The 24,992-nt window shown below is 70.8% G+C and carries 28 protein-coding genes; 18 read left to right on the top strand and 10 right to left on the bottom strand.

All coding sequences use genetic code 11. From position 1 onward, the window contains the following. Positions 1 to 2 precede the first annotated feature (2 nt). From resB to ACWGE1_RS13330, 3 genes are read left to right on the top strand one after another with little or no spacing between them, the layout of a single operon-like run. Positions 3 to 1,748 (top strand): cytochrome c biogenesis protein ResB, encoded by a 1,746-nt coding sequence (resB, locus tag ACWGE1_RS13340; protein ID WP_453420620.1) that lies wholly within the window; start codon positions 3 to 5, stop codon positions 1,746 to 1,748. Then, complete coding sequence (gene ccsB, locus ACWGE1_RS13335; RefSeq protein WP_453420619.1) at positions 1,745 to 2,839, top strand: c-type cytochrome biogenesis protein CcsB; 1,095 nt, start codon at positions 1,745 to 1,747, stop codon at positions 2,837 to 2,839. Before resB ends, ccsB begins: the two co-directional genes overlap by 4 nt. A 25-nt stretch (positions 2,840 to 2,864) precedes the next feature. Then, the gene (locus tag ACWGE1_RS13330; protein WP_453420618.1) at positions 2,865 to 3,368 is read left to right on the top strand and encodes an SRPBCC domain-containing protein; all 504 of its coding nucleotides are present in this window, start codon (positions 2,865 to 2,867) and stop codon (positions 3,366 to 3,368) included. Positions 3,369 to 3,389: 21 nt separating this feature from the next. Here ACWGE1_RS13330 and ACWGE1_RS13325 read toward each other — a convergent pair whose 3' ends face one another. Next, on the bottom strand, positions 3,390 to 3,854 hold the full coding sequence (locus ACWGE1_RS13325) for a MarR family winged helix-turn-helix transcriptional regulator (protein ID WP_453420617.1): 465 nt from the start codon (positions 3,852 to 3,854) through the stop codon (positions 3,390 to 3,392). Positions 3,855 to 3,951: 97 nt separating this feature from the next. On the opposite strand from ACWGE1_RS13325, the gene ACWGE1_RS13320 reads away from it, so the two are divergent. Next, entirely contained in the window at positions 3,952 to 4,317 is a 366-nt protein-coding gene (locus ACWGE1_RS13320) for a cupin domain-containing protein (protein ID WP_453420616.1), read from the top strand. Positions 4,318 to 4,374: 57 nt separating this feature from the next. On the opposite strand, the gene ACWGE1_RS13315 is transcribed toward ACWGE1_RS13320, so the two are convergent. Beyond that, positions 4,375 to 4,671: a PLD nuclease N-terminal domain-containing protein gene (locus tag ACWGE1_RS13315; protein WP_453420615.1), complete on the bottom strand. Its 297-nt coding sequence runs from the start codon at positions 4,669 to 4,671 to the stop codon at positions 4,375 to 4,377. Positions 4,672 to 4,761: 90 nt separating this feature from the next. Between ACWGE1_RS13315 and ACWGE1_RS13310 the strand changes: the two genes are divergently transcribed. From ACWGE1_RS13310 to ACWGE1_RS13295, 4 genes are read left to right on the top strand one after another with little or no spacing between them, the layout of a single operon-like run. Further along, a complete protein-coding gene (locus tag ACWGE1_RS13310) occupies positions 4,762 to 6,219 on the top strand; it encodes a menaquinone biosynthesis decarboxylase (RefSeq protein ID WP_453420614.1) in 1,458 nt (485 codons plus the stop codon). Continuing rightward, a complete protein-coding gene (locus ACWGE1_RS13305) occupies positions 6,216 to 6,692 on the top strand; it encodes a hypothetical protein (RefSeq protein ID WP_453420613.1) in 477 nt (158 codons plus the stop codon). The genes ACWGE1_RS13310 and ACWGE1_RS13305 overlap by 4 nt, the downstream gene beginning before the upstream one ends. Then, positions 6,689 to 7,612 carry a menaquinone biosynthesis prenyltransferase MqnP gene (mqnP, locus tag ACWGE1_RS13300; RefSeq protein WP_453420612.1) on the top strand — a complete coding sequence of 308 codons (924 nt, stop codon included), beginning with the start codon at positions 6,689 to 6,691 and terminating at the stop codon, positions 7,610 to 7,612. Before ACWGE1_RS13305 ends, mqnP begins: the two co-directional genes overlap by 4 nt. Positions 7,613 to 7,638: 26 nt before the next feature. Continuing rightward, complete coding sequence (locus tag ACWGE1_RS13295) at positions 7,639 to 8,223, top strand: Uma2 family endonuclease (RefSeq protein ID WP_453420611.1); 585 nt, start codon at positions 7,639 to 7,641, stop codon at positions 8,221 to 8,223. Here the strand turns inward: ACWGE1_RS13295 and ACWGE1_RS13290 are convergent. Continuing rightward, positions 8,216 to 8,812, bottom strand: a complete 597-nt coding sequence (locus ACWGE1_RS13290; protein ID WP_453420610.1) for a rhomboid family intramembrane serine protease — start codon at positions 8,810 to 8,812, stop codon at positions 8,216 to 8,218. The genes ACWGE1_RS13295 and ACWGE1_RS13290 overlap by 8 nt on opposite strands. Positions 8,813 to 8,898: 86 nt before the next feature. On the opposite strand from ACWGE1_RS13290, the gene ACWGE1_RS13285 reads away from it, so the two are divergent. Further along, positions 8,899 to 9,588, top strand: a complete 690-nt coding sequence (locus ACWGE1_RS13285) for a UbiX family flavin prenyltransferase (protein WP_453420609.1) — start codon at positions 8,899 to 8,901, stop codon at positions 9,586 to 9,588. Here ACWGE1_RS13285 and ACWGE1_RS13280 read toward each other — a convergent pair. Continuing rightward, positions 9,585 to 9,722 carry a hypothetical protein gene (locus ACWGE1_RS13280; RefSeq protein ID WP_453420647.1) on the bottom strand — a complete coding sequence of 46 codons (138 nt, stop codon included), beginning with the start codon at positions 9,720 to 9,722 and terminating at the stop codon, positions 9,585 to 9,587. The genes ACWGE1_RS13285 and ACWGE1_RS13280 overlap by 4 nt on opposite strands. Positions 9,723 to 9,845: 123 nt before the next feature. Here ACWGE1_RS13280 and ACWGE1_RS13275 point away from each other — a divergent pair, with 123 nt between their 5' ends. The 5 genes from ACWGE1_RS13275 (at position 9,846) to ACWGE1_RS13255 (ending at position 14,316) form a co-directional block, all read left to right on the top strand. After that, positions 9,846 to 10,301 carry an Lrp/AsnC family transcriptional regulator gene (locus ACWGE1_RS13275; protein ID WP_030009228.1) on the top strand — a complete coding sequence of 152 codons (456 nt, stop codon included), beginning with the start codon at positions 9,846 to 9,848 and terminating at the stop codon, positions 10,299 to 10,301. 60 nt (positions 10,302 to 10,361) lie between these two features. Then, positions 10,362 to 11,525 (top strand): aminofutalosine synthase MqnE, encoded by a 1,164-nt coding sequence (gene mqnE, locus ACWGE1_RS13270; RefSeq protein ID WP_453420608.1) that lies wholly within the window; start codon positions 10,362 to 10,364, stop codon positions 11,523 to 11,525. Between the two features lie 116 nt (positions 11,526 to 11,641). Beyond that, the gene (locus ACWGE1_RS13265; RefSeq protein ID WP_453420607.1) at positions 11,642 to 12,166 is read left to right on the top strand and encodes an N-acetyltransferase family protein; all 525 of its coding nucleotides are present in this window, start codon (positions 11,642 to 11,644) and stop codon (positions 12,164 to 12,166) included. Positions 12,167 to 12,313: 147 nt separating this feature from the next. Further along, positions 12,314 to 12,625 (top strand): DUF4229 domain-containing protein, encoded by a 312-nt coding sequence (locus ACWGE1_RS13260; protein WP_453420606.1) that lies wholly within the window; start codon positions 12,314 to 12,316, stop codon positions 12,623 to 12,625. Positions 12,626 to 12,996: 371 nt separating this feature from the next. Next, positions 12,997 to 14,316, top strand: a complete 1,320-nt coding sequence (locus ACWGE1_RS13255; RefSeq protein WP_453420605.1) for a dicarboxylate/amino acid:cation symporter — start codon at positions 12,997 to 12,999, stop codon at positions 14,314 to 14,316. Between the two features lie 104 nt (positions 14,317 to 14,420). Here ACWGE1_RS13255 and ACWGE1_RS13250 read toward each other — a convergent pair whose 3' ends face one another. Genes ACWGE1_RS13250 through ACWGE1_RS13235 form a run of 4 tightly spaced genes read right to left on the bottom strand, consistent with a single transcriptional unit; the run spans position 14,421 to position 16,886 of the window. After that, positions 14,421 to 14,735, bottom strand: a complete 315-nt coding sequence (locus tag ACWGE1_RS13250) for a hypothetical protein (protein ID WP_453420604.1) — start codon at positions 14,733 to 14,735, stop codon at positions 14,421 to 14,423. Beyond that, positions 14,732 to 15,052 (bottom strand): hypothetical protein, encoded by a 321-nt coding sequence (locus ACWGE1_RS13245; RefSeq protein WP_453420603.1) that lies wholly within the window; start codon positions 15,050 to 15,052, stop codon positions 14,732 to 14,734. The genes ACWGE1_RS13250 and ACWGE1_RS13245 overlap by 4 nt, the downstream gene beginning before the upstream one ends. Next, positions 15,049 to 16,440, bottom strand: a complete 1,392-nt coding sequence (locus ACWGE1_RS13240; protein ID WP_453420602.1) for a hypothetical protein — start codon at positions 16,438 to 16,440, stop codon at positions 15,049 to 15,051. Before ACWGE1_RS13240 ends, ACWGE1_RS13245 begins: the two co-directional genes overlap by 4 nt. Then, positions 16,437 to 16,886 carry a hypothetical protein gene (locus tag ACWGE1_RS13235; protein ID WP_453420601.1) on the bottom strand — a complete coding sequence of 150 codons (450 nt, stop codon included), beginning with the start codon at positions 16,884 to 16,886 and terminating at the stop codon, positions 16,437 to 16,439. The genes ACWGE1_RS13240 and ACWGE1_RS13235 overlap by 4 nt, the downstream gene beginning before the upstream one ends. 1,161 nt (positions 16,887 to 18,047) lie before the next feature. Between ACWGE1_RS13235 and ACWGE1_RS13230 the strand changes: the two genes are divergently transcribed. Next, positions 18,048 to 18,317: a hypothetical protein gene (locus tag ACWGE1_RS13230; protein ID WP_453420600.1), complete on the top strand. Its 270-nt coding sequence runs from the start codon at positions 18,048 to 18,050 to the stop codon at positions 18,315 to 18,317. A 19-nt stretch (positions 18,318 to 18,336) separates the two neighbouring features. On the opposite strand, the gene ACWGE1_RS13225 is transcribed toward ACWGE1_RS13230, so the two are convergent. Both ACWGE1_RS13225 and ACWGE1_RS13220 read right to left on the bottom strand, forming a co-directional pair. Further along, positions 18,337 to 19,128, bottom strand: a complete 792-nt coding sequence (locus ACWGE1_RS13225; protein WP_453420599.1) for a DUF4190 domain-containing protein — start codon at positions 19,126 to 19,128, stop codon at positions 18,337 to 18,339. 181 nt (positions 19,129 to 19,309) lie between these two features. Further along, complete coding sequence (locus tag ACWGE1_RS13220; RefSeq protein WP_453420598.1) at positions 19,310 to 20,302, bottom strand: AraC family transcriptional regulator; 993 nt, start codon at positions 20,300 to 20,302, stop codon at positions 19,310 to 19,312. 82 nt (positions 20,303 to 20,384) lie between these two features. On the opposite strand from ACWGE1_RS13220, the gene ACWGE1_RS13215 reads away from it, so the two are divergent. The 3 genes from ACWGE1_RS13215 to ACWGE1_RS13205 all read left to right on the top strand — a co-directional run bounded on the left by ACWGE1_RS13215 (position 20,385) and on the right by ACWGE1_RS13205 (position 24,872). Next, positions 20,385 to 21,233, top strand: coding sequence for an NAD(P)H-binding protein (locus ACWGE1_RS13215; protein ID WP_453420597.1), 849 nt, complete (start codon positions 20,385 to 20,387; stop codon positions 21,231 to 21,233). Positions 21,234 to 21,321: 88 nt separating this feature from the next. Continuing rightward, complete coding sequence (locus ACWGE1_RS13210) at positions 21,322 to 23,205, top strand: AMP-dependent synthetase/ligase (protein ID WP_453420596.1); 1,884 nt, start codon at positions 21,322 to 21,324, stop codon at positions 23,203 to 23,205. A gap of 101 nt (positions 23,206 to 23,306) precedes the next feature. Beyond that, positions 23,307 to 24,872, top strand: coding sequence for an alpha/beta hydrolase (locus ACWGE1_RS13205; RefSeq protein WP_453420595.1), 1,566 nt, complete (start codon positions 23,307 to 23,309; stop codon positions 24,870 to 24,872). The last annotated feature ends 120 nt before the right edge of the window (positions 24,873 to 24,992 follow it).

Raw genomic sequence — 24,992 nt, 5'->3', positions numbered from 1 at the left:
ACATGAGTACGACAGACAAAGCGACCACCGAGACATCCACCGGGACGTCCGACGAGGCATCGCCCGCGTCCGCCGCGGCGGACCCCACCGAAGCCGCGGCCGGTGCCCAGCTCTCCACCGCCCCGCTGGAGGACAGCCCCACCGGGCCGGCCGTCGGCATCGGCGTGATCGGCTGGGCCCGCTGGTTCTGGCGGCAGCTCACCTCCATGCGGGTGGCGCTGATCCTGCTCTTCCTGCTGTCCCTGGGCGCCATCCCCGGCTCCCTCGTCCCGCAGAACAACGTCGACGCGCTGAAGGTCGCCGGCTGGAAGCGGGACCACCCGTCCTGGGTGACCGTCGCCGAGAAGCTCCAGCTCTTCGACGTCTACAGCTCGGTGTGGTTCTCCGCGATCTACCTGCTGCTCTTCATCTCCCTCATCGGCTGCATCGTGCCGCGCTCCTGGCAGTTCGTCGGCCAGCTCCGCGGCCGCCCGCCGGCCGCCCCCAGGCGCCTCGACCGGCTGCCCGCCCACACCACCTGGCGCACCGAGAAGACCCCGGACGAGGTCCTCTCGTACGCGCGGACGGTGCTGCGCGGCAGCCGCTTCCGCACCGAGGCCGGCGCCGGCCACGTGGCGGCGGAGAAGGGCTACCTCCGCGAGGCCGGGAACCTGATCTTCCACGTCGCGCTGATCGTGATGCTGGTGGCCTTCGCCTGGGGCCAGTACTTCAAGTCCGAGGGCGGCAAGCTGGTCCTGCGCGGCAGCGGCTTCTCGAACACGCTCACCCAGTACGACGACTTCAAGTCCGGCGGTCTCTTCGACCCGGACGACCTGCCGCCGTTCAGCTTCACGCTGGACCGGTTCGACGCGACGTACGAGATGACCGGCCCGCAGCGGGGCACCCCGCGCGACTTCAAGGCGTACGTCACCTTCTCGGAAGGCGCCCACGGCACCCCGCAGAAGCGTGAGATCCAGGTCAACAAGCCCCTTGAGGTCGACGGCTCCAAGGTCTACCTGCTCGGCCACGGCTACGCGCCGATCGTCTCGGTGACCGACCCCACCGGCAAGGTGATCTTCAAGGACGCCGTGCCGGTGCTCCCGCAGGACGGCAACCTCACCTCCAGCGGAGCCATCAAGGTCACCGACGGCTACAAGGACAAGGACGGCAAGAAGGAGCAGCTCGGCTTCAACGCCGTCTTCGTGCCGACCTTCGCGGGCGAGGGCAAGGGCACGATGTTCTCGCAGTTCCCGGCGCTGCTCATGCCGCGGCTCATGCTCAACGCCTGGCACGGCAGCCTCGGCGTGGACGCGGGCCTGCCGCAGAACGTGTACGTGCTCAACACCTCCAAGATGGAGCCGTTCAAGGACGAGTCGGGCCAGCAGTTCAAGCAGAAGCTGGAGCTCGGCCAGACGATGACCCTGCCGAACGGCGCGGGCACCGTGAAGTTCGAGGGCATCGAGCGGTGGGCCACCTTCTCCGTCACCCAGCAGCCGGGCAGCGGCCTCGCCCTCGCGGGCGCGATCGCCGCCATCGCGGGCCTGGCCGGATCGCTGTTCATCCAGCGCCGCCGGATCTGGGTCCGCGCGGTGACCGGCAAGGACGGCGTGACCGTCGTCGAGATGGCGGGCCTGGGCCGCAGCGAGTCCACCAGGCTCCCGCAGGAGCTGGCCGAGCTCGCCGCCACGCTGCACCAGCAGGCGCCGACCGCGCCTGCGGCAATCGCCGAACCACGTGTTGAAGAAACCCCTGAAGGAGAGCGCGGATGACGCCGCTCGCAGCCGCAGCCAACGAGAATCTGGCTGAGATCAGCAACTACCTGATCTATTCGTCGATGGCGGTCTACATGCTCGCCTTCTTCGCGCACATCGCCGAGTGGACCTTCGGCAGCCGCAGCAAGGTGGCCCGTACGGCCGCCGCGCTGACCGGCGCCAAGGAGGCCGGAGCGGACCGGTCCGCCCCCGCCGTGCAGGTCCGCGGCAAGGGCGGGTCCACCGCAGTCCTCGACAAGCCCAAGGTCACCACCCGCTCCGCCGCGGGCACCCGCGACGTACCGGACGGCCCCGGCGCCGCCGGCGGCACCGTCCAGGGCGACCTGTACGGACGCATCGCGGTCTCGCTGACCGCGCTCGCCTTCCTCGTCGAGGCGGGCGGGGTGGTCGCCCGCGCCATGTCGGTGGAGCGGGCCCCCTGGGGCAACATGTACGAGTTCTCGATCACCTTCTCCACGGTGGCCGTCGGCGCCTACCTGCTGCTGCTCGCCCTGAAGAAGAACGTCCGCTGGCTCGGCCTGATCCTGGTCACCACCGTCCTGCTGGACCTCGGCATCGCGGTCACCTGGCTCTACACCGACAGCGACCAGCTGGTCCCGGCCCTGCACTCGTACTGGCTGTGGATCCACGTCTCCACGGCGATCTTCTGCGGCGCCGTCTTCTACATCGGTGCCGCGGGCGCGGTCCTCTACCTCTTCCGCGACACCTACGAGGGCAAGCTGGTCCGCGGTGCGAAGACCTCGCGGTTCACCGCCTCGATCATGGAGCGGCTGCCCTCGGCGGCCTCGCTCGACAAGTTCTCGTACCGCATCAACGCGGCCGTCTTCCCGCTGTGGACCTTCACGATCATCGCGGGCGCGATCTGGGCGGGCGACGCCTGGGGCCGCTACTGGGGCTGGGACCCCAAGGAGGTCTGGTCCTTCGTGACCTGGGTGGCGTACGCCTGCTACCTGCACGCCCGCGCCACCGCCGGCTGGAAGGGCCGCAAGGCCGCGTACCTCGCGCTCTTCGCCTTCGCCTGCTGGATCTGGAACTACTACGGCGTGAACATCCTGCTCAGCGGCAAGCACTCGTACGCGGGCGTCTGACCGTCCGGAGTGGGACGCTGGTGGCATGTCCCTCGTGAGCCGTGCCACCAGCGAGCAGCGGGGCGAGAACCACTGGCTGCTCCGCTTCGAGCTGCACCTGCCCCACGCCTACGAGACCCTGTGGCCCGCCCTGACCACGGCGGACGGGCTGCGCGGCTGGCTGGCCGAGGCGGACGTCCTGGAGCGCAGGCTCGGCGGGGCGGTCACGCTGCGCCGGCCGATCGGCGGGGCCGTGGCCACCGGGCGGGTGACCGCCTGGGACGTGGAGCGGGTCGTCGAGTACACGCTCTCCGGGGACGGGCGGATCCGCTTCCACCTGGAGCCGGTCGGGACGGATTCGACGGTGATCCGGTTCGTGAACGAGCGCGGCGGCCCGGAGGCCGAGCGCCTCGACGGCCTGGCGGCCTGGCACGAGCACTTCGAGCTGCTGGACTCCGCGCTGGCCGGGCGGCCGGCCGACTGGGCGGCCTGGACGGACACCCGCCGGGCGGCCCTGCGCGAGGCCTACGCCTCCCTCGCCCGCGCCTAGGCCACCCCTCCCGCGCGCGCCTCACCAGACCGGGCGCAGCGGCGGCAGCGGGCCCTCCCCGTGGAAGGTGCGCACGACCTGCCCGAGTCCCCGGCGCAGCGCGGTCAGGTCGGTTTCGCGGCCGAGTTCGGCCTCCAGCTCGTGCAGGATCCGGCCCGCGACGGCGAGGTGGTCCCGGGCCGCCGGGGTGAGCACCACCAGTTTGCGGCGGCCGCCCTCGGGATGCGGCTCGCGGCGGACGTAGCCGCGCTTCTCCAGGTCGTCGACGATCTGTCCGGCGGCCTGCTTGGTCACCCCGAGCCGCTCGGCGAGCTCGGTGGCGGTGGCGCCGGAGCTCCCGAGGGCCTGGAAGGCCATGCCGTGCACCGGGCGCAGGTCCGGGTATCCGGCCTCGGCGACGCGCCGGGTGAACTCGCCCAGCAGCATCTGGAAGCCCAGGCCGAGCAGGAACAGCAGCTCGACACCCTCGTTCTCGTCTCTCGTCACGCAAATATGGTGACACGGCAGAGTCAAGCTGCTTTACTCCCATCAAGTAAAGAAGCTTTACTCACTCGCGCAGAGAGAACGAGGAACCATCGTGCACGTGATCAGCGCTTCGCCCGAGAACGTCACCACCACCCCCAACGCCACCATGACCGGCCTCGCCGCCCCCAGCCGCGGCAGCGCCGAGCTCAGCAGCTGGCACGTCCTGATGCCCGCCGGCAGCGCCGGCCCCGAACACTCCGTCAGCCGCGAGCAGGTGTGGACCCTGAGCGCCGGCTCCCTGGAGGTCACCTGCGGGGGCCGCACCGAGACGGTCACCGCCGGCCAGACCCTGGTCCTGCCCCCGGACGTGCTGCGCCGGATCCACGCCCACGAGACCTTCGAGGCCCACGTCGTGATGCGCGCCGACGCAGTGGTGTCGGTCCCGGGGGAGGAGAACACCCGCGTACTGCCGTGGGCCCGGTAGGCGCACACGTACGTTCGGCGCGCAGGCCGGGCAGGACCGGCCGGGGCCCGGTCCGGCTCAGTCCTTGTCGTCCTTGTCCTTCTTCTCCTGCTCCTCGCGCAGCGACTTCAGGAACTCCGGATTGTCGTCGGGCGCCACCCACTGCGTCCGCCGCGTCCGGCCGCCTCCCGGAGCCACCCGCTGCTTGCCCGCGAACAGCCACACCACCGGCCCCACGATGGAGAAGAGCAGGATGATGATCACCCAGACCACCTTGGGCAGGTGCTTCACGTCCTGCTCCGGGGTGTTCAGGCAGTCGATGAAGGCGTAGATGGTCAGCGCGAGGATCAGCAGGAACGGCAGAAGGCGCAGCACGGTGTGGGACCGACTCCCAGTCAGTGACGGGGGGCCCGCGTCGGGCCCCGGTGACGCCTCCAGGGTAGTTGGTGACGGATACTGACCCCTATGGCTTACGACGATCTCCGCTCGCTGCTCCGGGCTCTGGAGCGAGAGGGCGACCTCAAGCGCATCAAGGCCGAAGTCGACCCGTACCTGGAGGTCGGGGAGATCGTCGACAGAGTGAACAAGGCGGGGGGCCCGGCGCTCCTCTTCGAGAACGTCAGGGGCTCGGCGATGCCGCTGGCCATGAACGTCTTCGGCACCGACCGCCGCCTCCTGAAGGCCCTCGGCCTCAAGTCGTACGGCGAGATCAGCGAGAAGATCGGCGGCCTGCTGAAGCCGGAGCTCCCGCAGGGCTTCATCGGCGTCCGCGAGGCCTTCGGCAAGCTCGGCTCGATGGTCCACGTGCCGCCGAAGAAGGTGAAGGGCGACTCCGCCCCCGTCCAGGAGGTCGTCCTCACCGGCGACGACGTGGACCTCGACCAGCTCCCGGCCCTCTTCACCTGGCCCAAGGACGGCGGCGACTTCTTCAACCTCGGCCTGACCCACACCAAGCACCCCGAGACCGGCGTCCGCAACCTCGGCCTCTACCGGCTCCAGCGCCACGACAAGCGCACCATCGGCATGCACTGGCAGATCCACAAGGACAGCCGCAACCACTACGCCGTCGCCGCGGCGAAGGGCGAGCGGCTGCCGGTCGCGATCGCCTTCGGCTGCCCGCCCGCGGTCACCTACGCGTCCACCGCGCCGCTGCCGGGCGACATCGACGAGTACCTCTTCGCCGGCTTCATCGCGGGCAAGCGGATCGAGATGGTGGACTGCAAGACGGTCCCGCTCCAGGTCCCGGCCAACGCGGAAGTCGTGATCGAGGGCTGGCTGGAGCCCGGCGAGATGCTGCCGGAGGGCCCGTTCGGCGACCACACCGGCTTCTACACGCCGCAGGAGCCCTTCCCGGCACTGAAGATCGACTGCGTGACGATGCGCAGGCGTCCGCTCATCCAGTCCATCGTGGTCGGCCGGCCGCCGACCGAGGACGGCCCGCTCGGCCGCGCGACGGAGCGGTTCTTCCTGCCCCTGCTGAAGATCATCGTGCCGGACATCGTGGACTACCACCTCCCGGAGTCGGGCGGCTTCCACAACTGCGCGATCGTCTCGATCGACAAGAAGTACCCGAAGCACGCCCAGAAGGTCATGCACGCCATCTGGGGCGCGCACATGATGTCGCTGACCAAGCTGATCATCGTGGTCGACAAGGACTGCGACGTCCACGACCTGCACGAGGTCTCCTGGCGGGCCCTCGGCAACACCGACTACTCCCGCGACCTCACCGTCGTCGAGGGGCCGGTGGACCACCTGGACCATGCCTCGTACCAGCAGTTCTGGGGCGGCAAGGCGGGTATCGACGCCACGAAGAAGCTGCCCGAGGAGGGCTACACCCGCGACGGCGGCTGGCCCGACATGGTCGAGTCCGACCCGGCCACGGCCGCCCTGGTGGACCGCCGCTGGAAGGAGTACGGCCTGTGAGCCCGATCGCCGTCGACGGCCCGGAACTCCAGATCGGCACCGCCGAGGCCTACGTGGCCCTGGTGCGCCCGGAGATCGACCCGACCCAGCCCGGCGTGGTCATCGCCGCCCGCGACGCGGGCGTGAGCCCCGAGGAGTTCGCGGGGACCGGTGACGTCTGGGCGCTGATGTACGACGTGGACGGCGAGGGCGACGGCTTCGAACTGCCCGGCGCGCGGGACGTGGAGGCGGACGCCTTCGCGGAGCAGCTGCAGCAGGCCCTGTCCGCGGCCGAGCCGTTCACCGTCGACGCCGGTAACTTCCTGCGCCTCGAAGCCCGCCCTGCGGGCGGCGACTGGGTGGTCACCGCCCGGGTCACCCCGCCCGAGGACGAGGAGGACGGCGCCGCCGCACCCCGGACCCTGGAGCTCGGTGCGCTCCCGGCGGCGGAACTGCTGGCCGACCTCGAAGAATTCCGGAGAGCCCTCGCATGATGACGACCGCCGACGAGGTGATCGGGCGGGACCCGGCGCCGCAGCCGAACGGCAAGGTCAAGGCGTTCCTGAGGCTCGTGCTGATCGAGCACTCGGTCTTCGCGCTGCCCTTCGCCTACATCGCGGCGCTCACCGCCATGTTCCAGCTCGACCGGCGGATGCACTGGGGCGAGCTGCTCCTCGTCACCGTCTGCATGGTGGGGCTGCGGACCTTCGCGATGGCGGCCAACCGGATCATCGACCGCGAGATCGACGCCCGTAACCCGCGCACGGCCGGCCGCGAGCTGGTCACCGGCGCGGTGTCCGTCCGTGCGGCGTGGACCGGCGCCGGGATCGCGCTCCTCGTCTTCCTCGGCTCGGCGGCCCTGCTGAACCCGCTCTGCCTGGCGCTCGCGCCGGTCGCCGTGATCCCGATGGTGGTCTACCCGTACGGCAAGCGGTTCACGAACTTCCCGCACGCCATCCTGGGGCTGGCCCAGGCGATGGGCCCGGTCGGGGCCTGGCTGGCCATCACCGGCGAGTGGTCCTGGGACGCGGTGATCCTGGGCCTCGCGGTGGGCGTGTGGATCGGCGGCTTCGACCTGATCTTCGCCTGCCAGGACGTGGCCGCCGACCGCGCGGAGGGCGTCAAGTCCGTCCCGGCCCGCTTCGGTGTCCCCGCCGCCCTCTGGGGCGCGCGCGGCGCGCACGTCGTGACCACGGCCCTGCTGGCCTGGTACGCGCTCGCCACGGACGCGGGCGCGCTGTTCTGGGCCGGCCTGGCGGTCGTCGTCGCCGCCTTCCTCTACGAGCACACGATCGTGAAGCCGCACGACCTGTCCCGCCTGAACCGGGCCTTCTTCACGGTCAACGGCTTCATCGGAATTGCCCTGTTCGTGTGCGCCCTGGCCGATCTTGCCGTGCGGGGTCTGACCTTCTGAGTAGCGTGCGGCCTACCATCGAGTGCATGGACAGGGAGGCCGACGTGACCGTCTCGGAGAGCGACCGCCTGCACTCACAGCTCAGCCGGTTCGGGGACATGTTCCCCGGGCACCGGATCGAGATTGTCGAGGGCGCCATCGTGATGAGTCCGCTGAAGCCGCATCACGCCAGGACCATCCGGCTGCTGTGGAACGCGCTGGAAGCCCAGATGTCGGCGGAGTGGGGCTTCATCAGCGACGTCGCGGTTCCGTTCGACGGGGACAACGAGTTCTGCCCGGACCTTGCCGTGATTCCCGGAGCGGAGGCAGACAAGAACCTCAGCGCTTATCCGCCCGACCTCATCGAGCTGGCCGTCGAGGTCGTCTCCCCGAGCAGCGTCCGCAACGACTACGAGGTCAAGGACCGGGCCTACGCCCGGCGGGGCATCCCGCATTACCTGATCTTCGACCCGTACAAGGCGCAGTGCACGACCCTGTGGAACCCGGGGCCGGACGGCTACCGGGGCCGCGACGTCATCCCGTACGGGGAGACAGTGGTCGTGGAGACCGGAATCGGCAAGGTCTCCGTGGATACGGCGGGCCTTCCGGTCGACCCCTCCGTCGTCAGCTGAGCGTGGGCTCGCGGCGCGGGAGGGCGAAGGCCATGGCCGCGCCCGCGACGAGGCCGAAGAGGTGGCCCTGCCAGCTGACGCCCGAGTCGTTCGGCAGGATGCCGAGGAATATGGAGCTGCCCCAGAGGGCGGCGATGACGACGCCCACCGCCACGCCCAGCGGCCGCCGTTCCACGAAGCCGCGGACCAGCAGGTAGCCGAAGAGGCCGAAGACCAGGCCCGAGGCGCCCGCCGTGATGCTGTTCGACGGGGAGACCAGCCAGACGCCGAGCCCGTCCACCACGACGACGGCGGCGCACACGAGCAGGAAGCGGCGGATGCCGCCGAGGGCCGCGACGAAGCCGAGGGCCAGCAGCGGGACGGTGTTGGCCGCCACGTGGTCGAAGCCGAAGTGCAGGAAGGGCGCGAGGGGTATCCCGGTCAGCCCGTCCGGCTCGCGGGCGATGATCCCGTACCCGTCCAGCGCATGGCCGGTGGCCAGGTCCAGCAGCTCGATCAGCCACAGCAGGGCCACCCAGCCGGCCATCAGCTTCCCGGCGGCCTTGGCCCGGTCGAGCTGTGTCCAGCCCTCTTCCACCGTCGTGCTCATCCTCGTCCCCTCACCGTGTCCCGTCACGGGAACGTGCGGACACCTTACTGAGTGCCCACCGGCGGTGGCCGGATAGTCTCGGAGGTATGACTGAGCGCAAGCGCACCCCGTGGGTGGTCGGGGTTTCCGGGGCGTCCGGGACGCCGTACGCGGCGGCGGTGCTCCGCGGGCTGCTCGCCGCGGGGGAGAGTGTCGACCTGGTGGTGAGCCGCGCCTCCCGCCTCACCCTGCTGGACGAGACCGGGATCGCCTTCCGCGACGCGCACTGGCGCGACGACCTCGCGGAGTGGCTGGCCCGGGGCGCCGACGGGAAGCCCGGGACCTTCGCGCGGCCGGAACTGGACGACGTCCGGTACTGGGGCGCGGGGGACCTGGCGGCCGGACCGAGTTCGGGCTCGTACCCGGTCAAGGGGATGCTGATCGTCCCCGCCTCCACGGCCTGTGTGGCGGGGGTGGCGCTCGGACTGTCGAAGGACCTGCTCCAGCGCGTGGCGAGCGTGACGCTCAAGGAGCGGCGCCGACTGGTGGTCGCGGTGCGGGAGACCCCGCTGAACGGGCAGACGCTGAAGCACCTGGTGGCGCTGGACGAGGCGGGCGCGATCGTGCTGCCCGCCTCTCCGGCGTTCTATGCGGGTGCGACGCACATCCAGGATCTGGTGGACTTCGTCGCGGGGCGGGTGCTGGACGCGGCAGGGGTGCCGCACCGGCTGTACCGCCGTTGGGAGGGGGAGCTGGGAGGCTCCCGCACTTCCCGGGAGGCAGGTGGCGGTGACTAGGCCTTCTTGGAGCCGCTCAGCGGCTTGCGGGCCTTGTCCACGCGGTGGGCGGCTGCGGGCTGGTGGGCACGGGATCGGTTGGCCAGCTCCTGGAGCTGTCGCATGTGCGCGTAGGCCATCTCGATCGTGAACACGGGGAACCACTCCTGAAGATCGTGATTGAGTTGTCGAAAGATTTCACAGGGTGTTGACCCTGTGTGCCTTAGATTCTATACCTAGACTTGCAGGATCGCCGAATAATGGAAGGCTCCACGTAAATGGACACGGTGGACAGGCAGCTCATCCAGGCACTCCGGGAAAACGGCCGTGCCTCGTACGCGGAGCTGGGCCGTCTCGTGGGCCTCTCCGGCCCCAGCGTCACCGACCGCATCAACCGTCTGGAGACGGCCGGTGTCATCACCGGCTACCGCGCGACGGTGGACTCGGCCTCGCTCGGCCTCGGCGTCACGGCGCTGATCGGCATCTCGCTCTCCGACGCCGCGGACCACGAGGACGTGGCCCGGCGACTGCGCGACCTGGCGGAGATCGAGGACTGCTGGTTCATCGCGGGCGACGACTCCTTCATGCTGAAGGTCCGCGCGAACGACGTGGACGGCCTGGAGAAGATCATCCGCAAGCTCTCCGGCACCAAGGGCGTCTCGCGCACCCGTACCACCATCGTGCTCTCCACCAAGTGGGAGAACCGGGTCGGGGAACTGCCCGAGGAAGCCTGAGAGTACGGTTGGGCAGGGTTTGCAGGACAGGCAGAGGCATCTAGAGGAGGCGACCGGTACATGGACGCTGGGCTCAAGCGTGAGCTGGAGGAGAAGGTCCGCTCCGGCGAGCGGCTGACCCGTGAGGACGGCATCGCCCTCTACGAGTCGGACGACCTGGCCTGGCTCGGTGGCCTCGCCCACGAGGTGCGCACGCGCAAGAACGGTGACGTCGTCCACTTCAACGTCAACCGGCACCTCAACATGACGAACGTGTGCACCGCCTCGTGCGCGTACTGCTCGTTCCAGCGCAAGCCGGGCGAGAAGGACGCGTACACGATGCGCATCGAGGAGGCCGTGCGCCTGGCCAAGGCCATGGAGAACGACAACCTCACCGAGCTGCACATCGTCAACGGCCTGCACCCGAATCTGCCGTGGCGCTACTACCCGCGCTCGCTCTCCGAGCTGAAGAAGGCGCTGCCGAACGTCTCGCTGAAGGCGTTCACGGCGACCGAGATCCACCACTTCGAGACGATCTCCGGTCTCTCGGCGTCCGAGATCCTGGACGAGCTGATCGAGGCCGGCCTGGAGTCGCTCACCGGCGGCGGCGCGGAGATCTTCGACTGGGAGGTCCGGCAGCACATCGTCGACCACCGGACCCACTGGGAAGACTGGTCGCGCATCCACCGGCTCGCGCACGAGAAGGGTCTCAAGACCCCGGCCACCATGCTGTACGGGCACATCGAGGAGCCGCGCCACCGCGTGGACCACGTGCTGCGTCTGCGTGAGCTGCAGGACGAGACCGGCGGTTTCCAGGTCTTCATCCCGCTGCGGTACCAGCACGACTTCGTGGACATGAAGGACGGCAAGGTACGCAACAAGCTCCAGGCGCGTACGACGATGGCGACCGGCGCCGAGGCGCTGAAGACCTTCGCCGTCTCGCGACTGCTCTTCGACAACGTGCCGCACGTCAAGGTCTTCTGGGTGATGCACGGTGTGCAGACCGCCCAGCTCGCGCTGCAGCACGGCGCGGACGACATGGACGGCTCGGTCGTCGAGTACAAGATCACGCACGACGCGGACAACTACGGCACCCCGAACAAGCTGGGCCGTGACGATCTGCTGGAGCTGATCCGGGAGGCGGGCTTCCGCCCGGTCGAGCGCAACACGCGGTACGAGATCATCCGTGAGTACCCCGGTCCGGACGCGAGCCTGCGCGAGAGCCCGCAGGCGATGCGCGTCTGACCCCTCGTCCGACCCTCTTCGCAGTGAGCCGAACCCCGAACCCCGGCCCCCGGGCCGGGGTTCGGCTGTGTCCGGACCGGCCGGACGGAGGGGTTAGTAATGGGTAAACTTGCAGAATGGCTCTTACGTTCACCCTGGACCCGGTCGTCGACCCCTCCCTGTGCGAGGGGATCCTGGCGCTGTGGGTCGACGTCAGCAACGCGGGCGGCGCCGTGGGCTTCGTGCCTCCGGTCACCTCCGGCGACATCCGCGCCTCGCTCGACAGCCACCTCACCGCCATCGCCGACGGGAGCTGCCGGCTCCTCGTCGGGCACGACGAGCACGGGGCCGTCGCCGCGACCGCGTTCCTCACCCACAACACGCACCGGCTGCAGCTCCACTGGCTGTGGGCCTACACGGTGATGGTCCATCCGCGCCACCAGGGCAAGGGCCGCGGGCGCGAGCTGATGGCCGCCACGGAGGCCGCGGCCCGCACCATCGGGAACATCGACGCCATCCGCCTCACCTGCCGCGGCGGTCTCGGCCTGGAGCACTTCTACGCCTCCTGCGGCTACAAGGAGGTCGGCCGCGTCCCCGGCGCCATCCGGGTGGCCCCGGGGGACGACCGCGACGACGTCATCATGCTGCTGCCGCTGCACTGACCGGCGGTCGCACCGGCGGTCGCCCCCGTGGTCGCGCCGCCCGTCGCACCCGCCGCCGTACCCCGGAGGGCGGCGGCCCGGTCCCGGCGTGCTTCACTGGACGGGCACCAGCCGCCGAACGACCACGACGAGAGAGAAGGGGTCACCGTGTCCCTCAAGCCGAGCGCAACGATCCGCTACACCGCGATGCGCCTGGGCATCTTCGTCGGATGCCTCGTCCTCGTCGCGGGTCTCGTCCGGCTCGGCTGGGTGCCCGCCGGGCTCGGGGACGCCAACGCCGCCTGGGTCGTCCTGCTCGCCCTCGTGCTCTCCGCCCCGCTCTCCTTCGTCCTCCTGCGCAAGCAGCGCGACGAGATGTCCACGCAGATCTCCGGCCGCGTCGCGGGTGCGAAGCAGAAGCTCGCCGCGAACCGCAGCCAGGAGGACCAGGTCGACGACGCCGCGCGCGTGAGCTCGTAACGCCGCAGTTGGGTTCATCACACATCGAACCGCCCCAGCACCGGGTATACCGCCCGTAACGCTGGGGCGTTCGTGTTTTCCGGCTTCGCGCAAGGGGGCCTCGTGCGCCGTTGTCTCAAAGCACCCCTTTGAGATTCCCAAAGGGGAAGTGTTAGCGTGTTCAACATGTTGACCACAGTTGCGCACCCCATGATCACGAGCGTGCCGCTCGTGATGCGCCTGCACGTCGACCTCTGCCGCCGTGCGTCCGCGGCCTGTTGCTGTTGAGCTGAATCGATACAGCAACCGTCGCGGCCGGCCCTTCTGGCTGCTGCCGCACCGCTTCACCACTGCAGTACTTCCCCCCTGTCTTCGTGCGCCACCTCCGGAGAGTGTCCGTGTCCGCGACCCCCCAGGCCCCTGCCAAGGCCTCGTTCAAGTTCCCCTTCTGGGCCCAGATCGTCGCCGGTCTGGCCCTCGGTGTCCTCTTCGGCTGGATAGCGCGCAGCCAGGACGTGAGCTGGCTCGGCACCACCCTGGAGAAGACCGGCGACATCTTCATCCAGCTGCTGAAGCTGGCCATCGCCCCGCTCGTCTTCTTCGCGATCCTGGTGTCGATCACCAACCTGCGGAAGGTGAACAACGCGGCACGCCTCGCGACGCGCACCCTCCTCTGGTTCATGATCACCTCGCTGATCGCGGTCGGCATCGGCATCGCCATCGGCCTGCTGACCGACCCCGGTTCGGGCACCGGCCTCACCGCGGCCGACGGCAAGGACCCCAAGCGGACCGGCTCCTGGATCGACTTCCTGACCGGCATCGTCCCGACGGACATCGTGACGCCCTTCACCGAGCTGAAGGTCCTTCAGATCGTCTTCCTGGCCGTCGTCGCCGGTATCGCCGCCCTCCAGCTCGGAGCCAAGGCCAAGCCCGTCCTCGACCTCGCCGAGTCCGCCCTGGAGCTCCTCCAGAAGGCCCTGTGGTGGGTCATCCGGCTCGCCCCGATCGGCACCATCGGCCTCATCGGCACGGCGATCGCCACCTACGGCTGGGACCTGATCGGCAAGTACGCCACCTTCACCGCCGACGTCTACATCGGCTGCGCCATCGTGATGTTCGGCGTCTACCCGCTACTGCTCGCCACGGTCGCCAAGGTCAGCCCGCTCCAGTTCTTCAAGGGCGCCTGGCCCGCCATCCAGCTGGCCTTCGTCTCCCGCTCCTCGGTCGGCACCATGCCCGTCACCCAGAAGGTCACCGAACGCCTCGGCGTCCCGAAGGAGTACGCCTCCTTCGCCGTCCCGTTCGGCGCCACCACCAAGATGGACGGCTGCGCCGCGATCTACCCGGCGCTCGCCGCGATCTTCATCGCGCAGATCTTCGACGTGCAGCTGGGCATCAAGGAGTACCTGCTCATCGTCTTCGTCTCGGTCATCGGCTCGGCCGCCACGGCCGGCCTGACGGGTGCCACCGTCATGCTGACGCTGACCCTCTCCACGCTGGGCCTGCCGCTGGCGGGCGTCGGCCTGCTGCTGGCGATCGACCCGATCCTGGACATGATCCGCACCGCCACCAACGTGGCCGGCCAGGCCCTGGTCCCGGTCATCGTCTCGGCCCGCGAGGGGATCCTGGACAAGGAGGCATACGCCAACGCCTCGGCCTCCCCGCTGGACGAGCCCGCCCCGGCCGCCGAGCAGGTCGCGGTCGCGGCCTGACCCGCAGCGCATCGCATCGCATCGCACCGCAGCGCACTCCGCTCGCCGCAGCCCCAGCCCCCGCCCGGGCGGGGGCTGCGGCGTTCGCCCGTCCGGCCCCGGGGTCAGACCGTCTGCGCGCGGAACCAGGCGAGCGTCGCCAGCAGGAAGGGGGCGGCGAACCACCACCGGCCCATGGTCCGCCGGTACACCGGGGTGATGGTGATCAGCAGTCCTATGAGGCACAGCACCAGGGAGCAGCCGGCCATGAAGCGGATGTCCTCGCGCAGCAGGTCGTCGCCCGGCTCCGGCCGCATCGCCAGGGCGCCGTAGCAGGTGAACACCGCGGGGACGTAGACGAGGACGAGCGGGATCCCGAGCACCCACTGCAGGCAGCCGCGGTCCTCGGGCAGGTCGATGTTCTCGCGGGGGAGCCTCATCCGAGCGTCGCGATACGCACCCACGCGATCACCCCCAGGACCACCGGCGGGGCGAACCACCACGGGCCCAGGGCCCGGCGGACGGGCGGGACGAAGGTGATCAGGATCCCGGTGACGCTGAGGAGGATGGCGAAGAGGGCCATCGCCGTCGTCCCGGCGTATCCCTGGTCGTCCCACTCGGCCGCCGGCCCGAAACGCACCGCCGAGTAGACGAGGAAGGCGTTGAGCAGGTGGAGGAGACCGAGCGGGATCCCGAGGAGCCATCTGAGGCGGCCCGGCTCCCCGGGCAGGTCGATGCTCTGCTGGGGGTGCGTCATCGCATTGCTTCCTTCACGTGGCCGAGCCCGTCGGTGAAGTCATCACCGTAGTTCTGGGCCTTCTGCGACTGCCAGTACGGGCCACCGTTGTAGCGGGCGGCGATCTCGCGCATCTGGGCGTCGGTCAACTGGTCGGCCGGCACGTCCGCGTACGCCGTCTCCGCCTTGATCTGTGCCAGGAAGCCTGCGGCGATGAAGGCGTTCTGGCGGTGGTCCTGGAGGGACTCCTCAATGAGAGCACGCTGTTCCTCGGTGAGGTGTTCCGGGTCGTAGCCGAGCACTTCGGCACCGCGCCGGAGCTGGATGGCGATCGGCCCGAAGGAGGTCTGGTCGGGCACTCCGCCGAGCCGGCTGGGCAGGTTCTCGGGCGTGACGGGGCTGAGGGGGAAGTCGGCCGTGTGCCGCAGGTGGTCGGTGATGTCGTCGGCGTACCCGGGCTGTCCGGCGATCTCGTTCCAGGCGATGCCCGCGACCAGTTCCTCCGGCAGTCCCGCGTGCTGGGCGGCGGCGCGGAGGATCTCCTTGTTGCGGGATATCCACTCGGCCTTCTCCCGGTCGCCCTCCGGCGGGTCCCAGTACCGGTCCTCGCCCTGCGGCAGGCCGGAGATGCGCATCCGGATGTCCTTCAGCTCCGGCGACATGTACGTCTCGCCGACCGTCCCGTGCATCTCCCGCTTCGGGCCGCCGCCCGGCAGGTGCGTCAGCGGGCTGGTGCGCGCCTCCTCGCCCTCGCGGCGCAGCTCCGCCATGGCGGCGTACAGGTCGGGGCGCTCGACGCCGCCCCGGATCCGGAGCTCGGGCATCAGCTCGTACGCCTGCTTCAGGGCGTGGACGCAGCTGTCACGGGCCTCCTGTTCCACCGTCCGCGCCAGGTGGAAGCTGCCGCCCGCGTCGTCGTGGAGGCGGTTCGCCTCGTCGCGGATGTCGTCCACGTCCATGGTGGCCTCGGCCAGGAAGTCGAGGACGCCGGTCGTGGCACGCATGTCCTCCCACTGGCGCATGGGTTCCGCTTCCTGCGCGGTCTTGGTGATCGCGACGCCCTTGGTGGCGATGAGCGCGGCGAGTGCCCGCTCCGAGCGGGTTCCGTTGCCGTAGTGGGACTTGGCCGTGGTGAGCGCCTGGGCGTAGGCGTGCAGGGCGCTCGCGGCCTTGTCGAAGCCCTCGGCCATGTGCGTCACGAGTGCGCGGGCGTCGGCGAGACGTGCCTTGTAGGTCGCGCTTCCCTCGCTGTCCCATTCGGTGTGCTTCTCCGCCCGCAGGGCGGGTTCCTCGACCTGGACGAGGAGTTCGCGCAGCCGGCGGAACTCGGCGGCATTGCGTTCGACCAGCGCGGGATTGCACTCCGCCAGGAACCGTACGTCCGCGTGGTGGCTCAGGCCGCTGCTCAACGGTCCTTGTCCTCCGGCTTCACGTACACGCCCGCCTCGACGACCGTGCGCAGGAACGAGGCCGCGGTGTCGTCGTCCACCCGGGCGAAGGCGGTGCCGGCGGTCTTCAGCCGGGTGGCCAGTCCGGCGAAGAGGGCGACGGTGTCCTTGAACTGGTCGTCGGCGAACCGGGCGAAGCGCAGGGCCTCCTTCGCCACGTCGTCGTGGGCCCGGGGTGCGCGGGCCATGGTGCTGGTGTCGCCGTCGGGCCGGCCCTCGTGCAGGAGCGCGGCGATCTCGATCAGGAGGTGGGCGTTGCCGTTGATGGAGGGGACCCCGGCGACCAGGCTCCCGGCCGGGCTCCCCGGCGCGCCGCCGTCGGCGGGTGCCCGGTTGAGTCTCATGACGGGTGACTGCTGTGCGAGGGCGGCGGCCTTGTGCTGCGCCCACTCCGCGTCGAACGACATGTATCCCCTGGAGAGTCGACTTCCGGACACGGCTGGATCTTTCGGTCATGTCCATGCTAATGCGGGGATTTCCGCACATGAAACCTCGCGGCGCCGATATGGAACGGAGACGCGGAGGGCGAACGTACGGTTCCGGGCGCCGGCGACCACCGGCGGCTGAAGGCGAGTTGCGAGGGCGGCGTGCTGCGGTCGTCCACACCGAACGCAGCGGCAGCGAGCCGGTGCACATCTGCACCCGCGCCTGACCGCGCAGCGAGCTCACCGGATCGCGGGGACCCGTGACACGGGGCTCGCGGATCTCCCTCGGTACCGCGTCGCGGGACGCCGCGATCCGGCCTGCCTCGACGCCTGAAAGACCAAAGAACCGGGTGAAAGAACCAACCAAACCCAACCCGACCGGCCCGGTTCGCTCGGTCGGGTGTGGTGCCAACCGGACTGGATTTCCTACTGGTTGGCGGGCATATGCTCGCCCCGACCATCGCAGACATGAGACGGCCCCCGACGGGACGGCGAATCCCGGTCGAGGGCCTGACCACAACAGGAAGTAACCCGCTTCCCCATGGCTTCTCAGAACCCTAGCGCGCCCCCGCGCGCCTCGTCGGCCGATCCCTCCAGGACCCCCCGATCCGGTGTCATCCACGTCAACACGCGGCACACCAGTCACTACACCGTGGTGGGCAACCACCTCCTCCAGCACGGCGCGTTGTCGGCGACGGCGATCGGTGTCGCGGCCTACATCCAGTCGCTGCCCGACGGGGCCCCGGTCGGCATCAAGGCCCTGACCGCACGGTTCCCGGAGGGGGAGATCCGGATCGGCTCCGCCCTGCGCGAGCTGGAGCAGCACGGCTACCTGGAGCGGCGGCGCGAGCGGCTGGGGACCGGGCGGGTGGTGACCCGGACGTACTCGTACAACAAGCCGCCGGGTGCCGACCCGGCCCGCCCCCGCTACAGCCCCCGCAGCCTCCGCCCCCGGAGCCTCCGCCCGCGCCGCAACCTCCGCCGCCGGACCGGGAAGCCGCCGCGGAGCCGGCCCCGGACGCCGCTGCCGCACCCGCGTCGCAGCACCTGCACCCCGGAGCGGTCGCTCTGCTCGCCGGACTGCGACGCCACGACCTGCGGCTCCTGCTGTCCGAGCACGACGTACGGCGGCTCGCACCCGACGTGTCGGCCTGGCTGGAGCGCGGGGCCGACCCCGAGGCGGTCGCGCGGGCCCTGTCCGCGGACCTCCCCGAGCGGATGCGGCGCCCCGCGTCCGTGCTCGCGTACCGCCTCGCCGCGCTGCTCCCGCCGTACGCGCCCCCGGCCCCGGCGGCCCGGAGGCGCGGACTCCCGGACCCGTTCCAGACCTGCGACGGCTGCGAACGCGCCTTCCGCGCCCCGCACCCGGGCCGCTGCCGTGACTGTCCGCCCGACCTCGGCAGGGTGGCCTGAGCGGGCCGGCCGCCCTGGGTCAGGAGCCGGTGGCGCGGGCCGAGCCGGTGGTGGGACCGCTGGGGTTGCCCAGGAAGCAGCTGATCTGGCGGTCACCGAGGAGCCAGGTGGCGGACTCCGGGTAGTAGTAGTAGCCCTCCAGCCCCGAGAGCTTCGCGTCCTTGCCCACGTAGCTGGAGAGGGCCGTGCCGGAGCACTTCTCCTCGGCCATCGCGACGATCTTCTCCGTGCCCGGGTACGAGCCGTCGTCCAGCTGGACGACGGCGAACGCCTCGCCCTTGTGCGGCTGGTCGCAGGGCACGATGCGCACCGACATCGCGGCCTTGCTGCCGTCCGCGTCGTGGTACTTGGACAGGTCGTCGCTCGTGTTGAAGCAGTCGCCCATGCGGATGTCGTTCACGTCACCGGAGACCGGGTCGGTGACCTGGCCGCCGGTGTCGCGCTTCGTCGGGGCGGCGTCGTCCAGCGCGCCGGAGAACCCGAGGATCAGGAAGATCGAGTAGAAGGCGATGGTCGCGCCGTGGATGACGATCGCCGCGATGGCGAAGCCCTTGCCCTTCTCGCCGCGGCTCTTGATCTGGGACAGGGCGACGATGCCGAGGACCAGCGGGACCAGCGGCAGCGCGCAGACGATCGACATGACGAACGCGACGATGGCCAGCGGGTTGGTCTTCTGCGACTGCGGCGGCGGGTACCAGCCCGGCTGGCCGCCGACGTACGGACCGGGCTGACCCGGCTGACCGTACGGGCCCGGCTGCCCGGGCTGGCCGTACGGACCGGGGGACGACGGCGGCTGCGGTGGTATGGACATGCGCGTGGAGCTCCTTGCTCAGAGGGTGAGACACGATCAGCAGCCGGGCCGGGGCCGCGCACAGCCGGCGGCGGGCGGCAACGAGACCGCTCACTGTCCGGCGTGGTCCCGGACGCCTTGGGCGGGCGGCAGCCCGAACGCACCGGCGCGTGCCTGCCGCTGGTGTCGTGTCGCGTACACGCTACCTGTCGCGGCCGACATCCCGCGGGCTGCCCGCCCCCCGCCCGGCGGCGGCGGCCCGGTGCTGTCCGGGGCGGGTCCCGTACACGCGGTGGAAGGCCACGCTCAGGCCGAACGCGCTCCCGTAGCCGACCTGGCGGGCGATCGACTCCACGGTGTCCTCGGTGCGCACCAGCAGGTCGGCCGCCAGGGCGAGGCGCCAGTCGGTCAGGTACGCCATCGGCGGCCTGCCGACCAACTCGCCGAAGCGGCGGGCGAACGTCGCCCGGGACACTCCGGCCTCCTCGGCGAGGGCCGCCACGGTCCAGGGCCGCTCGGGCCGGTCGTGGATCAGCCGCAGTGCCCGGCCCGCGACGGGGTCGCCGAGCGCGCGGTACCAGCCGGGCGGATCGGCCTCCGGGCGGGAGAACCACTCCCGGAGCGTGGACAGCAGCAACAGGTCGAGGAGCCGGTCCAGGACGGCCTGCTGGCCGGGATCGTCCCGGCCGATCTCCAGGGCGGTGAGGTCCAGGATGGGCCCGGGCCCGCCGTCGTGGCGCACGACGAGCACCCGGGGCAGTGCGCCGAGCAGCCGCTCGGAGACCCGGCCGCCGACCTGGTAGCTGCCGGTGAGCAGGACGTTCGGGCCGTCCGTGCTGTTCCCGCAGGTGCGAAGGCCCAGCAGGACGTCCTCGCTGATCTCCGCGCCGTCGGCGGTGGTGCAGCGGTCGGGCCCGTGCACCACCCACAGCGGCGGCGTCCGCACGTCCCCGTCGGCGGTGTCGGCGAGGGTGAACGGCCGAGCCCCCGTCACGATGGCCACGTCACCTTCTCCGAGCGCGACGGGCCCGTCGTCACCGCCGGGGACGATCCAGCCCGTGCCGCGCAGCATGGTGGCCAGGGCGATCGGGGCCCGGTCGGCGATGCGGACCGCCCACGGCGGGGCCAGGATGTTCCGGCTGAACAGGGCGCCGTCGGACCGCACTTCGTACAGCAGGCTCGCCAGCGCATCCATGCGACCCCAGCCTAGACGCTCGGACATGCATCTGAGCGGGACGGCCATTTCGGGCCCCGGCCGCCGCGGATTGACTGGCCGTATGGCGACGAAACCGATTCTGGTCCTGGGCAGCACCGGCAAGACGGGAAGCCGCGTGGCCGCACGGCTGCGGCGGCGCGGACACGAGGTCCGGGGAGCCTCCCGGAAGGGTCCGGCCCCTTTCGACTGGGCCGACGAGAACACTTGGGAGCAGGTGCTGGAGGGTGTCGGCGCGGCCTATCTGGTCGACTCGCAGCTCCCCGGCGCCGCCGAGTCGATGCGCTCCTTCAGCAAGCTGGCAGCCGCTTCCGGCGTGGAGCGGCTGGTGCTGCTGTCCGCTCGAGACTGGGCGGTGGAGGAGGGCGAGGAGAAGCTCCCGTGCGAGCGCGCGGTACGGGAGTCCGGTGCGCGGTGGACCGTCCTCAAGCCCTCCTGGTTCTTCCAGAACTTCAGCGAGGACCCGTTCTTCCGCGGGCAGGTCCGGCGCGGCGAGGTGGTGATGTCGACCGGGGACGGCGTCGAGCCGTTCATCGACGCCGAGGACATCGCCGAGGTCGCCGTGGCCGCCCTGACCGAGGAGGGGCACGGCGGGCAGGCGTACGAGCTGTCCGGTCCGCGGCTGATGGACCTGGGCTCCGTGGTCGACGAGATCGCCCGGGCCGCCGGCCGGGAGGTCGCCTACCGTCCGGTCCCGCCGGACGCGTTCGCCGCCCACGCCGCGCGGCACGATCTGCCGGAGGATTTCGCCGCCCTGCTGAACATGCTCTACGGCTGGATCCGCGAGGGCCGCTTCGCCACGCTCGCCGACGGTGTGCAGCGGGTACTCGGCCGTGAACCCCGTGACTTCGGTGACTACGCGCGGGCCACCGCCGCGTCCGGGGTGTGGGGTGGTGGCGTGGAGCGTCCGTGAAGAACGGCTCCAAGGGCTGGTCGCAAGGGGTTACCGCTACGTAAATTACCGCCGGTAACTGCTCGTGCCGAACCAAGGAGTGTGCGCCGTGGGAGCCGACCTGAGGCCGGCCGGGCCCGTAGAGCCGGTACAACCCGTCAAGACCGTGATCGACGGAGTGGTCCGCGAGGTGCGGGTCCCCGCACTGGTGGGACCGCCGGACCGGGGAACCCTCGGGGACCTCCCCTTCACCAACGCCTGGGAGGCCCCCGGCGAGGCGGTGCTCGCCCGCAAGGACCGGGACGGCACCTGGCGCGACGTGTCGGCCGCGGAGTTCGCGGCCGAGGTGCTCGCCGTCGCCAAGGGTCTGATCGCCGAAGGGCTGCGCGAGGGCGACCGGCTCGCCATCATGGCCCGTACGACCTACGAGTGGACCCTGCTCGACTTCGCCGGATGGGCCGCCGGGCTGGTCACCGTACCGATCTACCCGACCTCCTCCGCGCTCCAGGCGCGCTGGATCATCCAGGACTCCGGGGCCGTGGCCTGCGCCGTCGAGGACACCGCGCAGGCCCGGCTCATCAGCGCCGAACGGGGCAACCTGCCCTGGCTGGCGCACCTGTGGGAACTCGACACCGGCGCGGTGGCCCGGCTGATCAAGGCCGGGGAACGCATCCCCGAGGCGGTCGTGCACAACCGGCGGGCCGCCCGCAATCCGGACTCGGTCGCGACCCTCATCTACACCTCCGGTACCACCGGGCAGCCCAAGGGCTGTGTGATCACCCACGCCAACTTCTATGCCCAGGTGGACAATTCGGTCGAACTGCTGCACCCCGTCTTCAGATCCGTCAGCAAGGACCCCGCCTCCACCCTGCTCTTCCTGCCCCTCAGCCACGTCTTCGGACGCATGGTGGCCGTCGGCTGCATGCGGGCCCGCGTCAAACTCGGGCACGCGCCCAGCATCAGCACCGAGGACCTCCTCGCCGACCTCGCCGGCTTCCGGCCCACCTTCCTCCTGGCCATCCCGTACGTGCTGGAGAAGGTCTACAACACCGCCCGGGCCACCGCGGAGAAGATGGGCCGGGCCTCCTCCTTCGACCGGGCCGCCCGCATCGCACAACGCTGCGGCGAGGTCGCCGAGGGCAAGACCCCCGGCCCCGGGCTGCGCCTCGCCCGGTCCCTGTACGACCCGCTCGTCTACCGCCGGATCCGGGCCGCCCTCGGCGGCCGCGTCCGCTACGTCCTGAGCGGCGGATCACCGCTGGGCCGACGGCTCGCCGCCTTCTACACCGGCGCCGGCATCGAGGTCTTCGAGGGCTACGGGCTGACGGAGACCACCGGAGCCAGCACCGTGACCCCGCCGCAGCGGCCCCGCCTCGGCACCGTCGGCTGGCCGCTCCCGGGCACGGCCGTACGGATCGCCGATGACGGGGAGGTGCTCCTCGGCGGCGGCCACGTCTTCGCCGGGTACTGGAACGCCGCGCACGCGGCCCCGTACGGCAGCTGGCTGGCCACCGGCGACATCGGCGAGCTCGACGCCGACGGGTACCTCACCATCACCGGCCGCAAGAAGGACCTGATCATCACCTCCGGCGGCAAGAACGTGGCCCCGGCCCCGCTGGAGGACTGGCTGCGGGCCCACCCGCTGGTCAATCAGTGCATGGTCGTCGGCGACAACCGGCCCTACATCACCGCCCTGATCACCCTGGAACCCGACGGGCTCCAGCACTGGCGCCAGATGCACAAGAAGCAGAACGTGCCGATGCGCGAGCTGGTGCGCGACGAGGAACTGCGGGCCGACCTCCAGCGGGCGGTGGACGAGGCGAACCGGCTGGTCTCGCGGGCCGAGTCGATCCGCCGCTTCGCCGTCCTCCCCGGCGATTTCACCGAGGCGCGCGGCCACCTGACCCCGTCGCTGAAGCTCAGGCGGAGCGCGATCGCCCGTGACTACGCGGACCGGATCCAGGAGCTGTACCGGGGGCCGCGGGAGGCCTGACCAGCGGGCCGCGGCGGGGTCCGAGGAGTGGGCGGGCGGGGTCCGCGGAGCCGGTCTATCGTGAGGATGATGGGTTCGGGGGGCCGCCCGAGGAGGGTGCAGTGCACCGTTCCCCCGTCCGCGGCGTCCTCGCCGCCTGCGCTCTGGTCCTGGCCTCACTCGGGGCCGCCCCGACCCCCACGCCCACCGGAAGCGGCGAACCAGCCGACCCCCTGGCACGCTTCCACGCACAACAGCTGAGCTGGGGCGCCTGCCCCGACCCGCCCGTCCCCGCCGAGATGCGGTGCACGGTCATCCAAGTACCGCTCGACTACGCGGCCCCGGGCAAGGGCACCGTCGAGGTGGCCATGGGCAGGATCCCGGCCACCGACCCGAAGAGGCGCCTCGGCTCGCTCCTGCTGAACTACGGCGGCCCCGGTGGCCCCGGCATCGAGAGCCTGGCCTTCGACACCGAGCTCGCCGACCTCAACGAGCGGTACGACCTCATAGCCTTCGACCCGCGCGGCGTCGCCCACAGCGACCCCGTCACCTGCGAGGACGGCACGGATCCCGCCGAGGGCGTGGGCGAGGACTGGGCCTCGCAGCTGGCCGCCCTGCGCGCCGCGGTCAAGATCTGCGAGCGCGCCTCCGGCCCGGTCCTCCAGCACATGGGCACCGTCGACGTCTCCCGCGACATGGACGTGATCCGCCGGGTCCTCGGTGACGAGAAGCTCAACTTCCTCGGCTTCTCCTACGGAGCCCGGCTCGGCGCGGTGTACGCCGCACAGTTCCCGCACACCACCGGCCGCATGGTCCTCGACGGCGTCGACACCCTGACCGAACCGCTGACCGAGCAGGCGCTCGTCACGGCGCGCGCCCAGCAGCGGGCCCTGGACAACTTCCTCACCTGGTGCGCCCACCAGAGCGACTGCGTCTACGGGACCAACACCCGTACCGCCAGGGAGAAAGTGAACGCCCTGGTGACGCGGCTCGACGAGAAGCCGCTGGTCGGCGAGGACGGGACCCAGCTGACCGGGCTGGACGCCGTCCAGTCGATCAGCTCGGCCCTGTACTCACCGCAGCTGTGGCCCTCGCTCGCCGAGGCGCTGGAAGCCGCCGAACGGGACGGCGACCCGGCCGGACTGATCTTCCTCGGCACCGAGCCGGAGCTGCCGCCCCCGACGGGCACGCCGGAGGCGACGCAGGACGCGACCGCGACGGAGCGTTTCGACCCGGTGCCCGCCGACAACCTGGCAGCCGCGCTGGAGGCCGTGAACTGCGCCGACGACCCGGACCGGCCGCTGGACAAGGCCGGCCCGGCCGAGATCGAGAAGCAGATCCTCGCGCTGGAGGACGAGTTCCTCAAGGCCTCGCCGATCTTCGGACCGGTCCAGCTGGGGACCGTGCTCTCCTGCTACGGCCGGCCCGACGGTACCGACTTCATCCGCAAGATCGACCATCCGGGGGCCCCGCCGATGCTGCTGGTCGGCACCCGCGGCGACCCGGCGACCCCCTACGAGTGGACGGAGGAGACGGCCGAACGGCTGGACTCGGCGGTCATCGTGGACCACAAGGGCGACGGCCACACCGGCTACCAGTCCTCGTCCTGCGTAAGGAACTACGTCGCCGACTTCCTCCTCGACGGGCAGCTGCCGTCGGGTACGCGCTCGTGCCCGGCGGAGGAGTGACGGGGGCGGGGGAGGGGGCTCCGGGGCGGGGTGGGCGGGGTTTCGGTGGGGCGGAATCAGGGATGTGTATGGGGGTTTCCCGTCAGTCCCAACCTCTCTACCTGTGGGGCCGGCCCCACA

This window comes from Streptomyces sp. NPDC054932 (genome assembly GCF_053610205.1).
The sequence above is the reverse complement of the archived record's forward strand: the minus strand, read 5'-3'. Positions and strand labels throughout refer to the sequence as shown.

Excerpts from the sequence above, each read along its gene's own strand:
- resB (WP_453420620.1), top strand. The coding sequence starts at position 3 with ATGAGTACGACAGACAAAGCGACCACCGAGACATCCACCGGGACGTCC.
- ccsB (WP_453420619.1), top strand. The coding sequence starts at position 1,745 with ATGACGCCGCTCGCAGCCGCAGCCAACGAGAATCTGGCTGAGATCAGC.
- ACWGE1_RS13330 (WP_453420618.1), top strand. The coding sequence starts at position 2,865 with ATGTCCCTCGTGAGCCGTGCCACCAGCGAGCAGCGGGGCGAGAACCAC.
- ACWGE1_RS13310 (WP_453420614.1), top strand. The coding sequence starts at position 4,762 with ATGGCTTACGACGATCTCCGCTCGCTGCTCCGGGCTCTGGAGCGAGAG.
- mqnP (WP_453420612.1), top strand. The coding sequence starts at position 6,689 with ATGATGACGACCGCCGACGAGGTGATCGGGCGGGACCCGGCGCCGCAG.
- ACWGE1_RS13295 (WP_453420611.1), top strand. The coding sequence starts at position 7,639 with ATGGACAGGGAGGCCGACGTGACCGTCTCGGAGAGCGACCGCCTGCAC.
- ACWGE1_RS13290 (WP_453420610.1), bottom strand. The coding sequence starts at position 8,812 with ATGAGCACGACGGTGGAAGAGGGCTGGACACAGCTCGACCGGGCCAAG.
- ACWGE1_RS13285 (WP_453420609.1), top strand. The coding sequence starts at position 8,899 with ATGACTGAGCGCAAGCGCACCCCGTGGGTGGTCGGGGTTTCCGGGGCG.
- ACWGE1_RS13275 (WP_030009228.1), top strand. The coding sequence starts at position 9,846 with ATGGACACGGTGGACAGGCAGCTCATCCAGGCACTCCGGGAAAACGGC.
- mqnE (WP_453420608.1), top strand. The coding sequence starts at position 10,362 with ATGGACGCTGGGCTCAAGCGTGAGCTGGAGGAGAAGGTCCGCTCCGGC.
- ACWGE1_RS13265 (WP_453420607.1), top strand. The coding sequence starts at position 11,642 with ATGGCTCTTACGTTCACCCTGGACCCGGTCGTCGACCCCTCCCTGTGC.
- ACWGE1_RS13250 (WP_453420604.1), bottom strand. The coding sequence starts at position 14,735 with ATGAGGCTCCCCCGCGAGAACATCGACCTGCCCGAGGACCGCGGCTGC.
- ACWGE1_RS13245 (WP_453420603.1), bottom strand. The coding sequence starts at position 15,052 with ATGACGCACCCCCAGCAGAGCATCGACCTGCCCGGGGAGCCGGGCCGC.
- ACWGE1_RS13235 (WP_453420601.1), bottom strand. The coding sequence starts at position 16,886 with ATGTCGTTCGACGCGGAGTGGGCGCAGCACAAGGCCGCCGCCCTCGCA.
- ACWGE1_RS13225 (WP_453420599.1), bottom strand. The coding sequence starts at position 19,128 with ATGTCCATACCACCGCAGCCGCCGTCGTCCCCCGGTCCGTACGGCCAG.
- ACWGE1_RS13220 (WP_453420598.1), bottom strand. The coding sequence starts at position 20,302 with ATGGATGCGCTGGCGAGCCTGCTGTACGAAGTGCGGTCCGACGGCGCC.
- ACWGE1_RS13215 (WP_453420597.1), top strand. The coding sequence starts at position 20,385 with ATGGCGACGAAACCGATTCTGGTCCTGGGCAGCACCGGCAAGACGGGA.